Here is a 14847-nt window from a genome sequence, read left to right on the forward strand (position 1 = left end):
CCCGAAAACAGCCGGAGGGTTTACGTTACCGGAGATCAATAGGCATTTCGAGCCCACGACAGTCCCTCGATACCCGTCGGGCCGAATTCATCTCGAACGAAGAAATACATCCGGTGAATTCGTCTCCGAAGACGAACGATCAGCCGATCGGGGTGGGCAGGAGGCCGGCGGCGATGAATCCTTCCACGTAGCGCAGCAGCACGGCGTCGTCGATGCGGGGACACTGCACCCCCAGCTCGGCGAGGACGGCCCTGGTTCCGGTGTCGTCGACGAGCAGGGCATCGCCGCCACCGTTGAGATAGTTCTCGGCGATCAGCGCCGCGCGCATCAGGTCGGGGTGCCGCGACAGCTGACCGGTCAGCTGGTCGGCGGCGGTCTCGACTGTCACCGTCTCGATCGGAAACCCACTGCGGCGCAGGGTGTTCAGAATGTCGCCGACGCCCGTCGGCGCACTGTTGACGAGGTGATAGATCTCCCCTCGGGGCTGCCGGTAGGTCGCCAGCGCGACCAGGGCGCGGGCGACGTAGTCCACCGGGGCCAACGTGACGTCGGCATTCTCGATATCGGGTGCGACACCCAGATGCGCCGCCGACCGGATCAGCGTCCAGAAGGCGTCGTCGGTGCTGATCGCGCCGCTGCCGATCGCCCCGGCGACCAGGCCGGGGCGGTGCACGGCAACCGGCAGCCCACGTTCGGCTGCCGCCACGACGAGCTGTTCGGCCACCCACTTGGTGGCCAGGTACCCGTTGCGCGGAACCTGGTCAACGGTGATCGCCGTGTCCTCGGCGACGACACCGATGTGTCCCGTGGCGACCGCGGCCGACACCGTGGACACGTAGTGCAGGGTCTTCACCCGCGTGTCCACCGCCAGCCGCAGAATGTCCGCGGTTCCGGCGATATTGGCCGCCCGCAGCGTCGCATAGGATTCGAGATGATTGACGCGGGCACCGTTGTGGTAGATCACCTCGATGCGCTCGGCCAGTTCCGCCCAGGCCTCGCCGGTGAGGCCGAACCGCGGCGCGGCCAGGTCACCGGGCACGGCGACGACCCGCTCGAGCCCGTCCCGGTCGAGCCCGTACCGCTCCAGCGTCGCGCCGAGCCTGCGATGCACCCCGTCGGCGTCGTCGGCGCGCACCAGGCACCAGATCCGCGACGAGGTGCGGTCCAGCAGCTCCCGGAGGAGATGAATACCCACGAAACCGGTTGCGCCGGTCAGCAGGACCGCGGCGGGGTCGGTCGGGGCGGGTGTGAACTCCGCGGGGACCGTGATGGCCGGATCCAGGCACGCGTCGGCGGTCAGCGTCGCGATCCAGTGCGCCTCCGTGGCGGCGAGAGACTCCGCCGAGACCGCCGCTGTCACCGCGCGTGGTGTCGGCGCCTCGAACAGGGTTCGCGGGTCGGCATCGATGCCGAGCTGGCTGCGCAGTTCGGCGCGCAGCGTGAACACCAGCAGTGAGGTGCCGCCGAGAGTGAAGAAGTTCTCCTCGACCCCGATCGAGTCACGTTCCAGCACCTGGGCGAACACCCGGGCCACGGCGAGCTCGCGCACGGTGGCGGGCTCGGCGGACTCCGCGGGTAGCGCCGCGTGCTGCGCGGTGTGCTCGGCACTCCGTCCAGGCGTGCCGAACCCGGAGGTGAGCTGCTCGATCGTGGCCTCGGGGTGCGCGACGATCGCGGCGAGGATGTGGTGGAACCGCGCCGCGAAGCTCTCCACCGTTGCCAGGTCGTAGAGGTCGGTGGCGTACTGGAAACCGGCCGCGAGACCACCTGTTTCCGGCTGCTCACGCATCGTCAGCGAGAGATCGAAATGTGTTGTTCGCCAGGCGATGTCGAGCGTGCTCACGTCGACCGCGCCCAAGCGCAGCGACGGCAGCGGCGGCAGGTTCTCATAGGAGAACACAGCCTCGAACAGCGGGTGCGCGGTGTCGTCCCGAGGCGGATTGACCGCCTCGACGATGTGATCGAAGGGCACATCGGCATTGCCGAGCGCGCCGAGGGTGACCTCCCGCGCGCGCGACAGTACGGCGGTGAAGCTCTCCTGCGGGTCGATGGTCAGGCGCAGCGGCAGCGTGTTGACGAACATGCCGACCAGGCGGTCCAGCGCCGGATGACCGCGACCGGCCACCGGGGTTCCGACGGTCACATCGGTCGCACCGGCGAGGTGGCCGAGGAGCACGGTGAATGCCGCGTATCCGGCCATGAACGGCGTCGCGTCGTGGCGCCGGGCCAGGTCGGCCAGCGCCGCGGCGGTCTCCGCCGAGATCTCGAATTCGACCCTCCCGCCTTCGCCACCGCCGGGTCGACCGGCACCGCGGGCGCGGATCCGGTCGGTCGGCAGCGGCAGCCGGGCGGGCGCGCCGCCGAGCGCCCGCACCCAGTGCGCGAGCTGACGCGCGGCCGTCGACTGCGGGTCGCGCCGGTCGCCGAGCCTGTCGTGCTGCCACAGGGCGTAGTCGGCGTATTGCAGGGGCAGCGGGTCCCAGTGCGGCCGGCTACCCGCGGCCCGCGCGGCATAGGCCGCGGACAGGTCGGCGACGAGCGGGCCGTGCGACCAGCCGTCGGCGGCGATGTGATGGGCCACCAACGCCAGCACATGCTCGTCGGCGCCCAGGCGCCACAATGCCAGCCGGATGGGTGCGTCGGTGGTGACGTCGAACGGCGCGGCGATCGTCACCGCGAGTTCGGCGTCCAGCTCCGTCGGCGCGAGGGGGCGTGCACCGAGCGGCGTCTTCGCCAAGGCGTCGTCGGCGGACAGGATGCGCAGCCGCGGTCCGGTGCTGCTGTCGGGGTACACCGTGCGCAGTACCTCGTGCCGCTGCACCACATCCCGTGCCGCGGCATCCAGCGCCGCCTCGTCCAACGGGCCGGACAGGCGCAGCACGATCGGCAGGTGATACGCCGACGAGTCCCGGTACAGCTGATTCAGCAGCCACATCCGCAGCTGCGCGGGCGCGGGGGCGAGGTGTTCGGGACGCGGGCCCGCCACCGGTGCGGGCACGGCGACACGGTCGGGGTCGCCCAGCCGCACGGCCAGCGCCGCGACGGTCGGCGCGTCGAAGACAGCGCGGACATCGACACCGAGCCTGGCCGCGAGCGCGGTGGCGGTGAGCGAGGTGCCGCCCAGCTCGAAGAAGTCGTCGTCGGCACCGGGCGAATCGACCGAAAGTACCTCGGCCACGGCGGCCGCGACGGCCTGCTCCGCGGGCGTGGTAGCGGCCCTGGCGCCGTTGTTGGCGAACACCGGGGCGGGCAACCGCCGGCTGTCGAGCTTGCCGTTGGGTGTCAACGGCAAGGTGTCGAGGACGAGGTAGGCGCTCGGCCGCAGGTACGGGGGCAGGCTTTCGGCGATCCGTGCTCGCACCGCCTCCACGTCGAGCGGCCCATCCGGAACCAGATAGGCCACCAGATGGGTTCCGCGGCCGTCTTCGTGCGCGGTGACGGCCGCGCGGCCGACGCCGGGGAGTCCGGTGAGCGTGGTCTCGATCTCACCCGGCTCGATGCGATGCCCACGGACCTTGATCTGGAAATCACTGCGGCCGTGGTAGATCAGCTCGGGGTCAGGCCCCGCGGTGACGGTGACGAGGTCGCCGGTGCGGTATACCCGGCCGCCGGGCGGGCCGAACGGGTCGGCGACGAACCGGCCCGCGGTGAGCGCGTGCTTGCCGTGATAGCCGCGGGCGAGCGCCGGGCCGCCGATGTAGAGCTCGCCGATCACGCCGGGCGGAACCGGCCGCAACCGGGCGTCGAGCACCAGCGCGTGAAACCCGCGCAGGGGCGCGCCGATGGTGACCGCCCGGTCCGGCTCGAGCTCGGCGATGGTGGCGATGTCGGTGGCTTCGGTGGGGCCGTAACCGTTGCGCATCAGCCGGGTTCGCGACCACGCCGCGACCAGGTCGGGGCGGATCGCCTCGCCGCCGACCCCGAGGACCCGCAGGTCGGGCAGCGTCTCGGGATCCAGGGTGGCCAGCACCGCCGGGGTGATGATGGCGTTGGTCAGTCGTTCGCGCCGGATGAGCTGGGCCAGATCCGGCCCGGCCATCACATAACGCGGCGCCACGACCAGCGTCGCCGCGCCCGCCAGCCCGCACAGGATCTCCCCGACCGCCATGTCGAAGCCGGGGGAGGCATGGTGCAGAGTGCGCGCGCCCGGCCGCAGCGCGTACCGGTCACGGCGTTCGGCCGCGAGGTTCGCCAGCCCGCCGTGGGTCACCAGCACGCCCTTGGGCACGCCGGTCGAGCCGGACGTGTAGATGAGGTAGGCCGGATTTTCGGGGCGGATAGCCGGCCGCGTGCGCGGCGCGGTCGCCGAGGTGTCGTCGTCGGCGGGCCCGGCGACGTCGACGAACGTCCAGCCCACCGAGTCCGGCAGATTCGAGCGCTGCTCGGCGGTGGTCACGCCCAGCGTGGCGCCGCAGTCGCCCAGGATGTGCGCGATGCGCTCGGCGGGGTATCCGGCATCGATCGGGACGAACCCGGCGCCGGTCTTGGCGATGGCCCACACGGCGCCCACCGACGCGGCGGACCGTTCCATGACCATCGCGACCAACGTCTCCGGTCCGGCGCCCGCCGCGTGGAGGGTATCGGCGATGCGGTCGGTCCACGCGTCGAATTCGCGGTAGGTCCAGCGCTTTTCGCCGTAGACGACAGCCGTGCCGTCCGGGTTCTCGGCGACGGCGGCCGCGATCAGCTCGCTCAGTGTCGCCGGCGTCCGCGCCTGCGGACCGCGCCACGGAACCAGCTGCTCCCACTCGGAGCCGGTGAGCACCGGCAATTCGGCGATCGGGACATCGTCGGCCGCCGCGGCGAACGCGGTGAGGAAGCCGACGAAGCGGTCGAGGTGCGCGGTGACCTCCGCACTGGTGTAGCGATGGCGATTGGCTTCGAACTCCACCCGCAACCGGGAACCGTCGACCGGATACACGTTGAGCGCGAGATCGTCGACCGGTCCGGTCGACAGCAGGTGGATCGTGCCGCGCGCCTGCCCCAGCACCTGCTCGGTGTGGAAGTTCATGATGTTGACCGCGGGTCCGAAGCCCAGCGATCGTGCCTGCCGTCCGCTGTCACGAACCATGTCGGCACCGCGGTAGCGCTGATGGCGCAGCGCCCCGCTCAACCCGGCACCGGCACTGGCGATGACGCTGCCGACGGTGTCGCCCGAGCAGCTCAAGGGCACGATGTTCGAGGTCATGCCGCCACATTCGCGCAGCTTGGCGACAATACGCCCGGTGACCGGCAAACTCAGCGTCACCGGATCGGCATCGGTGAGCCGGCCGAGGAACGCGGCGAACGCCGCCACCAGCACCACCGTGTTGCCGGGGAAAGCCCCGCGGTCGCGCAGCTGGGCGACCAGCGACTCCGGGAGTTCGACGCGGGCATGGATCGGCAACGGGTCAGGATCACCGGACCGTGCCGCCAGGCTGACCGGTGCGGGCAGCTCGTCGATCTGCCCGCGCCAGTACTCCCGGTCGGTCACGTACCGCCGGGACGCCCGATAGGTCGCCTCGGCCTCGGCCAGTACCGCCGTCGAATCCACCGGCGCCGAGGGCACCGGCGCCCCGGCCAATGCTGCCTCGTAGTGACGAGCCAGCAACTGCTGCAACCGAATTGCACCGTATCCATCGAGCGCCACGTGGTGCGCCCGCGTGTACAGCAGGTGGCGCTGTTCGCCCAGCCGCAGCACCGTGGTCACGATGGGCGGATCGACGGCGAGATCGAACGGCGCGCACTGATCGGCGCGCATCCACGCCATCGCCGCGGCCCACGGATCTGGTTCGGCCGCGTAGTCCCGGACGACGATGCGATCGTCGATACCGGGATCGAGCACCTGTCCCGGCTCACCGCCGACAGTGGTGAACCGCAGGTAGGCGCCGAGATCGCGCGCGGCGCTGCGGGCCGCGTGCTGATAGATCTCGAGGTCGAGCGGGCCGTTCAGATCCACGTACTGCGCCACGGTCAACGGCACCGGTCCGAGTAGCTGCTGAGCGAACCACACCTCGCGTTGTGCCGCGGTGAGCGGTCGGACAGCAGGGGTCGGATCAGGGTGCGTCATGGTGCCTCTGGTGCTGGGAAGAACGAAAGAACTGGTGGCCACGCGTGCATGGCCACCTCGGGGATGCGACCTCAGGCGGGGTCGTCGGTGAGATAGCCGCCGCGGGCGAAGAATTCGGCGCCGTCGTGTTCGGCGCCGTCGGCGGTCCTGACCCGCGTGATGACCAGCGCCTCGCCGCCGCCGCGGTGTGACTGCGTGCCGCAGACGACCGCGCCGCCGCCTTCTTGAACGATGACCCGCCCCGCGGTGCCGCCGTAGCGAGCTTCGGAGATCCTCGCGTCGAGCACCTCGATACGCTGCCCGCGATAGTGCGAATAGGCGCGCGGGTACGGCGCCGACAGCGCCCGCACGAAGCGTTCCAGGTCGACCGCGTCCCAGGACCAGTCGATCCGGCTGTCACGATCGGAGCGCTTGTGGAAGTAGGTGCGCTCGGTCTTGTCCTGCGGCGTCCATTCCGCGGTGCCGCCGGTCAGGGCGGCGAGGGCCTCGTGTACCGCACCCGGAATCAATTCCATTCCGGCGAGGACGAGTTCGGTGCCGGTGGCGCCGGCGGGGATCGGCAGGCGCTTCTGGATCAGGATGTCGCCGGTGTCGAGCTGCTCGTCCATGCGATGCACAGTGAGGCCGAATTCCTCGGCCCCGCTGATCAGCGCCCACAGCACCGGGGAGAAGCCGGTGAACTTGGGCAGCAGCGAGTCGTGCAGATTCAACGTGCCGTGCGGCGGCAGGTCGTACAGCTCGGCAGGCATCCAGGTGTACCAGCTGTTCACCACGATCACATCGGGTTCGGCCTGCCTGACCAGTTCGATGGTCTCGGCATCCGCGCGCTCGGTCAGATGTACCGGAATGCCGTGCTCGGCGGCCAGTTCCTCGACCGAATCGTTCCAAATCGCCTTGTAGGAGGAATCCGTTGCCGGATGGGTGACCGCGAGGACCACCTCGTGATCGGAATCGATGAGTGCCTGCAGGGTCTTGCGACCCCAAGTCTGAAAGCCGAACGACACGATGCGCATGAACTAGCCTCTCGAATTTGCGTAGGCTTACCTTACATTGCCGTACAGTCGCTGACGACCCCGGTACGTGCCCCCACCTGGACAAATGACCGCTTCCGGTCGGTTTCCGCGAGCAGCACGGCACCCGAAAGCTGACATATCAACCACACCAAGCCATTCCGGCAACGAACGCGAACCGATCCGCGGATTCGAAGGAGGCAGCTATCGTCAGTGCCGGGAGTGGCGGGTGTCGTACCACTGATCACCGGCCGGCTCACCGGCCAGGTTCCAGCTCCAGGACTGCGTCGGCGTGATTCGCAGGTAGTAGCCGGGACCCACGATGCCCGTCCGTTCGACGGGCGGTTCGGCATGACCGTAGACACGCACGCCGCGCGCGATGAACGGGTCGAGCGAGACCAGGTCGTCGATCACCAGCGCCACCTCGGTGTTGCCCGCGGCGACATTGCGTGCCTTGCGGGTACGGGGGAAGGTCGCGGCACCGCCGACCCAGAAGTAGGTGCCGTCGAACTCGTAGGCGACCGGAACGACGTCCGGTTGCCCATCGGCGGCACGGGTGGCGAGGCGGGCCAGCGGCTGCGACCGGAGGTAGTCGAGTTCGGCATCCGTGAAGCTCATGCCATCGCAGTATTCCGCAACAGGCCGGACGTTCCGGGATCGGCTCGATCGCGCCGACCGTGTCGCCCGGAGACCGACGCCGATTCCCAAGCCGATCACCCCCGATGCGCCTCGGCATCGAGGCCTGACGCCGCTCAGCAGGTGCTTGCCGCCGGCTTCGCGGCGAATCGGTCAGCCAGAAAGGTCAGGGCCGCGGACAACCCCACCACGGCTTCGGTGCCGTGCTCGCCGAACGAATGCTCGACTCGCTGCACCGGAATCCCGGCGGCGCAGTATTTCCCGGCCAGCGCCCGCGCCGCGTCCACGGGCGCGAACTCGTCAGCGACCGCGTGGTAGACCAGCACGGGCACGCCGGGTGCGCCCGGACGGAACAACGGACTGGCCCTCCGCACCACCTTGCTCAATTCGGTGTTGTTCGTGATCGATCCAGGCCAGGCTTCCAGCGACGCCGCATCGAGAAAGGGATACGCGAGAGCGGCGTCGAGCAGGCAATCGGCCTGGCTTGCGGCCAACATCGCGCGCCCGGATTCGTTGAGGTACTGAGCCACCTCGGCTTCCGGATAGGACCGATTCAACCCAACCAAGCCGACCACAGCGCCCCCACCGGCGATTCCACCGCTGAAGCCGGACATGGTGGCCTCCAGGTCCGCGACCACCCCGCCCAGCGCCACACCGGTCAATCGCAACTCCGGGGCGTAGGTGCTGTGCGCTTGCGCGGCGATAGCGGTGGCCTGCGCCCCGCCGGAGTATCCCCACATCCCGATCGGCGCCGCGGGGTCGACAGCCGCGGGTGCGAACGCTGTGGCCGCGCGAATACCGTCCAGCACACCGTGGACATACCCGTCGGCACCGAACAAATCGGAGTCAGGCCCCTGATAGTCCGGCACGACCAGAGCCCAACCTTGTTGCAGCGCAAACCGAATCATGCCGGTCTCGGAATACGCGTTGCTCGGGACGCCGCCGATCCCACCGCGCAGCGCATACGAGGGTGCGCATTTCGCGCCGACACCGTCTTCGGCGACCTGATACGACAGCAGCGGACGCGGGCCGGCCCCGGTCCATTCTCCCTGCGGTACAAGAATTGTCGCGATGTAGGCACGGGGTGCCCCATGATTGTCGATCGTCTTGTACTGCACCTGCCACGCGTCCGCGGGCAACGGCTGCAGGAACGACTCCGGTTCGATCACCCGGGACGCGAGCACCGTCCCGTTGGGTAGGTCCGCGAGACCGACAGGCTCGGCGTAGAACGAATCATGTTCCGGCAGCGGTACTGCCATAGCCCAACCCGCGCACGCCGTGACCAGCGCGAACACCGCACAGACTACCGCCGCCCGCAATGTCGCGATCCCCATTGCCCGCATCGCACACCCCCACTCCGAGAACCTGTTCTAGTTCGTGCCCGCGAGCGTAGTGCACCGGCGCGAGCACGTCACCGTTCCGGCACCGTACGATCCGTGATCGGGAGTTCGAATAGCCCGACTTGTCGCCTCGCAGCGGCTCAGGCTTGCCGAGACCGTTGCAGGGATCGCGGGCGATGTCGTCGATCAGGCGATTGATGCGGATTGCGGCGTTTCCTGCATCGGCGTCGCCCTTCTTGCCGGTGATGTGGATCGCGGTGCGGTCGTTGTCGACCTCTTTGCCGGCAGACACGGTACCGGAACGAAAAAAGAGGTCCTCACCTGCGAGAATGTTCGCAGGCAAGAACCTCTTCTACTGCTCCCCCATCTGGACTCGAACCAGAAACCTGCCGATTAACAGTCGGCTGCTCTGCCAATTGAGCTATAGGGGATTGCCCTGAGCCGTTAGACTCAGGCGGTCTGCCTTGGCGGGCTGACCGAGATGAAACTTTAGCGCATGGCGTCGCAGGTTCCCAAATCGGGCTGCTACCTGCGGACATGTGGCGTATAACGATGTGCCGACAACCGGTGGCCGGATCGACAGGGGTGGGGCTGCTGGGGCAGGATGGAGCCCGCACACAGACGTGGGAGGAGCTCCAGGAGATGCTGCGGTTGATCATCGGCGTAGCGGCCGGATATGTGCTGGGCACCAAGGCCGGGCGCGCGCGCTACGAGCAGATCAGTGCGGCGACGCGGGCGGTCACGGGAAGTCCGGTGACGAGGAAGCTGGTCTCGGTGGGCCGGCAGAAGCTGTCGGACAAGTTGAGCACGCAGCCGAAGCTGGAGCCGATGGAGCCGATCGACGAGCGCACCACGGTGCTGATCCCGCACGACCAGCTGCGCAACAACCAGCTGCGCCGCTGACTCAGGCGCCCGCCGCGTAGCCCTCGTTGCCCATCGCCTGGGCGGCGAGGCTCTTGCGGTACTGCTCCAGCGCCACCAGGTCGCCGAACAGGGCCATGTAGGTGTCGGGCTCCTCACTGGCCGACAAGCGCTGCAGCTTCGATTTCAGCTCGGCGATCTGACGGCCGACCCAGGCTTCCTGGGTGCGCGCGAGGATGCCGGTGATGAAGCGCGGGATGTCGTTCTGGGAGCGCACCGGCAACTGCTCGTTGGCCAGTTCGGAGACCAGGGCGCGGATCATCAGGTCGTCGGTGTGGTCGGAGACCGCGGCGACCCATTCGGCGCCGCTGAGCCCGGCCGCGGTGCCGCCCGCCTTCGCGATCATGATGCGCACCGCGACGTAGGCGGGGTGGGTGAACGCGGCGGTGTCGATGGCGTCGAAGGCCGCGCCCGCGATACCGGGGTATTGCAGTGCAGCACTGAGGGATTGACGCTGAGCGAACAGCACCGGGTCGTTCGGGGCAGGCCGGACCGAGGAGCTCTCCGCCACGCGCGGCGCGGGAATCGCCGCGGCGCCGGCCTTTCCGGTGGTGGGCGTGCCACCCATCCGGTTCTTCTTGGCTTCCTCGCCGACCCGGCGCACGACGAGCTGGATATCGTCCCAGCCGACCCAGCCCGCCAGTTTGGTCGCGTACCCCTTGCGGGTCGCGTTGTCCTTGATCTGGGCCACCACGGGCACCGTACGGCGCAACGCCTCGACACGGCCCTCGACGTCGTCGAGGTTGTGTTCGGCCAGCAGACCGCGAATCACGAACTCGTAGAGCGGGGTTCGGCGCGCGACCAGATCGCGGACGGCGGCGTCGCCGGAGTGCTGACGCAGCTCGCACGGGTCCTGGCCGTCGGGAGCGACGGCGATGTAGGTCTGGCCCGCGAGTCGCTGATCACCGCTGAAGGCTTTCAAGGCGGCGGCCTGGCCAGCGGCGTCACCGTCGAAGGTGTAGATGATCTCGCCGCGCCAGAAGTTGTCGTCCATCAGCAGCCTGCGCAGCACTTGCAGGTGCTCCTCGCCGAAGGCGGTGCCGCAGGAGGCGACGGCGGTCTTCACCCCGGCCAGGTGCATGGCCATCACGTCGGTGTAGCCCTCGACGACGACGGCCTGGTGACCCTTGGAGATCTCGCGCTTGGCGTGGTCGAGCCCGAACAGCACCTGAGACTTCTTGTACAGCAACGTCTCCGGCGTGTTCACGTATTTGCCGGGCATGGTGTCGTCGTCGAAGAGCTTGCGCGCGCCGAACCCGATCACCTCGCCACCGAGGTTGCGGATCGGCCACAGCAGCCTGCGATGGAACCGGTCGATCGGACCGCGCTTGCCCTGCTTGGACAACCCGGCCGCTTCCAGCTCCTTGAACTCGAAACCCTTGCGCAGCAGGTGTTTCGTGAGCGCGTCCCAGCCGCCGGGCGCGTAGCCGCAGCCGAACTGCTGAGCGGCGGCGCCGTCGAAGTTGCGGTCGGTCAGGTACTTGCGGGCGGTCTCGGCTTCGGGTTCGCGCAGTTGCGCCATGTAGAACTCGTGCGCGGCGGCGTTGGCGGCGACCAGCCGGGAGCGGGTGCCGCGGTCGCGCTGGACCGAGGTGCCGCCGCCCTCGTAGTTGATCTGGTAGCCGATGCGGTCGGCCATCTGCTCGACGGCCTCGACGAAACCGATGTGCTCGATCTGCTGCAGGAACTTGTAGACGTCACCGCCCTCGCCACAGCCGAAGCAGTGGAACAGGCCGTGGTTGGGCCGCACGTGGAACGAGGGCGACTTCTCGTCGTGGAACGGGCACAGGCCCTTGATCGAGTCGGCGCCCGCGCGCTTGAGCGCGACGTACTCGCCCACCACATCTTCGATCCGGACCCGTTCACGGATCGCCGCGATATCGCGATCTGGGATTCGTCCGGCCACGGTGAGTGAGTCTAGTCGGGTCGGCTCAGCGGCAGTCCAGCGAGGCGGCGACGCGCTCGAAGCGGCTCTCGGTGTAGGAGGCGATCTGGTCGATCACCACGCGCACCCGGGCTGTGTCGTCGGTGGCGGCGTTCCACCAGGGCAGCATCTGGTCGTCCAGGTGGGCGGGCGCGGTGGTGAGCAGGCGGTCGGCGACGGCCTGCACGCGGTCGCGCTGGGTCTGCTGGCGGGCCAGGTGGCCGCGGTCGGAGCGCACGTAGCGCAGGGCGACGGTCTTGAGGACGGCCACCTCGGCGGCCACGATCGGCGGCACGATCAGATCGGACTCGTAGCGGGTCAGCGGGCCGGGCCCGTGGTGATCCTGGGTGGCGGCGATCGCGGCCGTCGCGAACCGGCCGACCAGCTCGCTGGTGAGCCGCTTCAACGCGACCGAGGCGGCGAAGGTGCCGTCGTAGTTCACCGCGTCGGCCACCACGTCGAGTTCGGACAGGCGCTGCGCGGCGGCGGCCAGCGCGTCGATCGACTGGTCGGGGTGCTGGCCGTGGCCCTGCTCGGCGAGGGCGGCCTGCTCGGCCGGGTCGGCCAGGGCTCGCAGGTCGATCCGGCCGACGATCACGCCGTCCTCGACGTCGTGCACCGAGTAGGCGACGTCGTCGGACCAGTCCATGATCTGGCATTCCAGGCTCTGCTTGCGGTCGGGCGCGTCCTTGCGGACCCAGGCCAGGCGCTCGAGGTCGTCCTCGTAGGCGCCGAACTTGGTGCCGGAACCACTTCTCCCCCACGGGTATTTGAGGGTCGCGTCCAAGGCCGCGCGCGTCAGGTTGAGCCCGGCGCTCTCCCCCGCCGGGTCGAGGACCTTCGGTTCGAGGCGGGTCAGGATGCGCAGGTTCTGCGCGTTGCCCTCGAAACCGCCGTATTCGTCGGCGAATTCGTCGAGTGCCCGTTCGCCGTTGTGTCCGTAGGGCGGGTGGCCGATGTCGTGGGCGAGGCCGGCCAGGTCGACGAGGTCAGGGTCGGCGCCGAGACCGTCGGCGATGCTGCGGCCGATCTGGGCGACCTCGAGCGAATGGGTGAGGCGGGTGCGCGGGGTGTCGCCCTCGCGCGGGCCCATGACCTGGGTCTTGTCGGCGAGGCGGCGCAGGGCCGCGGAATGCAGGACGCGAGCGCGGTCGCGGGAGAATTCACTGCGGTGGCCCTTGCCCGCGGCGCCCGGCCAGGCGGTCTTGCCCGGCTCGTGGACCATCCGTTCCCGGTCGTGCGGGATGTAGCTGTCGGTCATCGAGTCTCACTGTCCCGCCGTGTAAGAGAAGTCTGCCGAGAAATGGGTGAGCTGGTACCAGAGCAGCGCGCCGGTCTCGCGGGCGATGCCGTGGAACTGCGACTCCCTGGTGTAGACCGCCGGTCCGGTGCGGGTCGGCGCGGTCCACGCGGCCAGTCCGGCGTCGCGAGCCATCGTCCTGGTCCGTAGTGAATGCCACGGATCGCTGACGAGTACGGCCGATGACATCCCGCGCGACTGCATCTCGGTCGCCACCGCTTCGACGCTGCGCAGGGTGTCCGATCCGGTCTCCACCGCGAGGATGTCCTCGCTCGGCACGCCCTTGTCCTCGAGGTACCACTTGCCCGAGGCGGCCTCGGTGTAGAGGTCGCCGTCCTGCTTGCCGCCGACGGTGATCACCCGCGGCGCCACGCCCGCCTCGTAGAGCCGCCACGCCTGGTACAGCCGCGCCTCGAACACCGACGACGGCGTGCCCGAGTACTGCGCGGCGCCGAGCACCACGATCGCGTCGGCGTTGGAGTGGTCGTCGATCCGCGCGACCTGCCACACCCGGACGGCCGTCCCGGCGACCAGTACCAGCGCCATCAGTACCGCCCCCGCGATCAACCGGCCGATCCAGAGCGAGACCGACGACCCGAGCCCATGGTGTACTTCCGGGGCAGGAGCGGCCGTTCGCGGGAAACCCGATTTCATCCTGATCAGTCTGCCAGGTCGGTCCGACGACCGATCATGCCAGCGGTCACCGCCCGATTCCGGTCCGGTGAACGGTCGGCAGCGGCGACACTGTCCCAGGAAATCGTCGCCGCGATGTCGGTGATCGAGCGGACCAGCGGGCTGTGCCCGGCGCTGTTCCACGCCAGGACAAGGCTGCTCGGCGGCCTGTCGGCGAGCGGGATCACGACGAGGCCGTCAGGCACCGGGTGGCCCAGCGGGGTGAGTCCGACGGTGCCGTTCCACAGGACGGTCTGCTGGCATTCGTGGACGGTGCGCACCACGGGACCGGTGTCCGGGTCGGTGGGGTGCGACCAGTAGCCCCGCCAGACCGGGTCCGCGTCACCGGGTAGCTGGAACCACTGCCGGGCGGTGAGTTCGCGCAGGTACAGGCTCGTGCGGTGGGCCAGGGGGTCGTCGGCACGGAGCACGACGCCGACCGGGTCGGTGCGCAGCACTCGGGTGGTGATACCGGTTTCGTCGAACGGGGTGCGGGTGAGGGCGATATCCACGCGCCCGGCGCGCAACCTCGCGGTGGGGTCGGCGAAGTCGCCCTCTCTGATGTGGACCCGCACGCCGGGGTGCCGGGCGCGGTAGGCCGCGGCGAGTCGCGTGCCCGCCTGTTCGGCGATGGTGCCGATGGTGATCGCGGACACCCCGGCGACCGCCGCGACCCTGGTCCGCAGCTGATCGGCCCGGGCAAGCAGCTCGCGTGCCTCGTCGTAGAGCGCGGACCCGGCGGGTGTGAGCGTCACGCCGGTCGGCGAGCGATGCAGCAGTGCACAGCCGAGATCGGCCTCGAACTGTTTGATCGCCCGGCTCAGCGACGGCTGGGTCTCGGCCTCACCCTCACCGGACCGGTCTTCTGATCCCGTCGCTCGGCAGAGGGCACGCCGATGCGTCGCGCGAAGGCCAAGGCGACCATCGCCTGACCAGGCCCTCGATTCGAGTAGCCGAGGCACTCGACATCACCTTGTCCGAAGGGTGTACTGGGT

Annotated in this window: 10 protein-coding genes and 1 tRNA gene; 1 reads left to right on the top strand and 10 read right to left on the bottom strand. The window is 69.3% G+C overall.

Going from position 1 to position 14847, the window contains the following annotated elements; genetic code table 11:
- Positions 1–139: 139 nt before the first annotated feature.
- The 6 genes from ACWF82_RS20060 to ACWF82_RS20085 form a co-directional block, all read right to left on the bottom strand.
- Positions 140–6049: an amino acid adenylation domain-containing protein gene (locus tag ACWF82_RS20060; RefSeq protein ID WP_452503179.1), complete on the bottom strand. Its 5910-nt coding sequence runs from the start codon at positions 6047–6049 to the stop codon at positions 140–142.
- A 71-nt stretch (positions 6050–6120) separates the two neighbouring features.
- Complete coding sequence (locus ACWF82_RS20065; protein ID WP_452503181.1) at positions 6121–7062, bottom strand: methionyl-tRNA formyltransferase; 942 nt, start codon at positions 7060–7062, stop codon at positions 6121–6123.
- A 207-nt stretch (positions 7063–7269) separates the two neighbouring features.
- Complete coding sequence (locus tag ACWF82_RS20070) at positions 7270–7677, bottom strand: PPOX class F420-dependent oxidoreductase (RefSeq protein ID WP_452503182.1); 408 nt, start codon at positions 7675–7677, stop codon at positions 7270–7272.
- Between the two features lie 134 nt (positions 7678–7811).
- Entirely contained in the window at positions 7812–8813 is a 1002-nt protein-coding gene (locus ACWF82_RS20075) for a lipase family protein (protein ID WP_452503184.1), read from the bottom strand.
- A 115-nt stretch (positions 8814–8928) separates the two neighbouring features.
- The gene (locus ACWF82_RS20080; protein ID WP_452503185.1) at positions 8929–9378 is read right to left on the bottom strand and encodes a type II toxin-antitoxin system YoeB family toxin; all 450 of its coding nucleotides are present in this window, start codon (positions 9376–9378) and stop codon (positions 8929–8931) included.
- Between the two features lie 15 nt (positions 9379–9393).
- A tRNA-Asn gene (locus ACWF82_RS20085) sits at positions 9394–9466 on the bottom strand.
- A gap of 211 nt (positions 9467–9677) precedes the next feature.
- On the opposite strand from ACWF82_RS20085, the gene ACWF82_RS20090 reads away from it, so the two are divergent.
- Positions 9678–9938 carry a hypothetical protein gene (locus ACWF82_RS20090; RefSeq protein WP_452503187.1) on the top strand — a complete coding sequence of 87 codons (261 nt, stop codon included), beginning with the start codon at positions 9678–9680 and terminating at the stop codon, positions 9936–9938.
- Position 9939: 1 nt separating this feature from the next.
- Here ACWF82_RS20090 and dnaG read toward each other — a convergent pair whose 3' ends face one another.
- The 4 genes from dnaG to ACWF82_RS20110 are packed head-to-tail and all read right to left on the bottom strand — an operon-like array spanning position 9940 to position 14814.
- Positions 9940–11862, bottom strand: coding sequence for a DNA primase (dnaG, locus tag ACWF82_RS20095; RefSeq protein WP_452503188.1), 1923 nt, complete (start codon positions 11860–11862; stop codon positions 9940–9942).
- 25 nt (positions 11863–11887) lie between these two features.
- The gene (locus ACWF82_RS20100) at positions 11888–13141 is read right to left on the bottom strand and encodes a deoxyguanosinetriphosphate triphosphohydrolase (RefSeq protein ID WP_452503190.1); all 1254 of its coding nucleotides are present in this window, start codon (positions 13139–13141) and stop codon (positions 11888–11890) included.
- Positions 13142–13147: 6 nt separating this feature from the next.
- Complete coding sequence (locus tag ACWF82_RS20105; protein WP_452503192.1) at positions 13148–13834, bottom strand: YdcF family protein; 687 nt, start codon at positions 13832–13834, stop codon at positions 13148–13150.
- A gap of 5 nt (positions 13835–13839) precedes the next feature.
- Entirely contained in the window at positions 13840–14814 is a 975-nt protein-coding gene (locus tag ACWF82_RS20110) for a LysR substrate-binding domain-containing protein (protein WP_452503194.1), read from the bottom strand.
- Positions 14815–14847: the final 33 nt, after the last annotated feature.

It is taken from the genome of Nocardia sp. NPDC055053 (assembly GCF_053608285.1).

Bases quoted from the DNA above. Each gene is read 5' to 3' on its own strand.
- ACWF82_RS20060 (WP_452503179.1), bottom strand. From the start codon at position 6,049: ATGACGCACCCTGATCCGACCCCTGCTGTCCGACCGCTCACCGCGGCA.
- ACWF82_RS20065 (WP_452503181.1), bottom strand. From the start codon at position 7,062: ATGCGCATCGTGTCGTTCGGCTTTCAGACTTGGGGTCGCAAGACCCTG.
- ACWF82_RS20070 (WP_452503182.1), bottom strand. From the start codon at position 7,677: ATGAGCTTCACGGATGCCGAACTCGACTACCTCCGGTCGCAGCCGCTG.
- ACWF82_RS20090 (WP_452503187.1), top strand. From the start codon at position 9,678: ATGCTGCGGTTGATCATCGGCGTAGCGGCCGGATATGTGCTGGGCACC.
- ACWF82_RS20100 (WP_452503190.1), bottom strand. From the start codon at position 13,141: ATGACCGACAGCTACATCCCGCACGACCGGGAACGGATGGTCCACGAG.
- ACWF82_RS20105 (WP_452503192.1), bottom strand. From the start codon at position 13,834: ATGAAATCGGGTTTCCCGCGAACGGCCGCTCCTGCCCCGGAAGTACAC.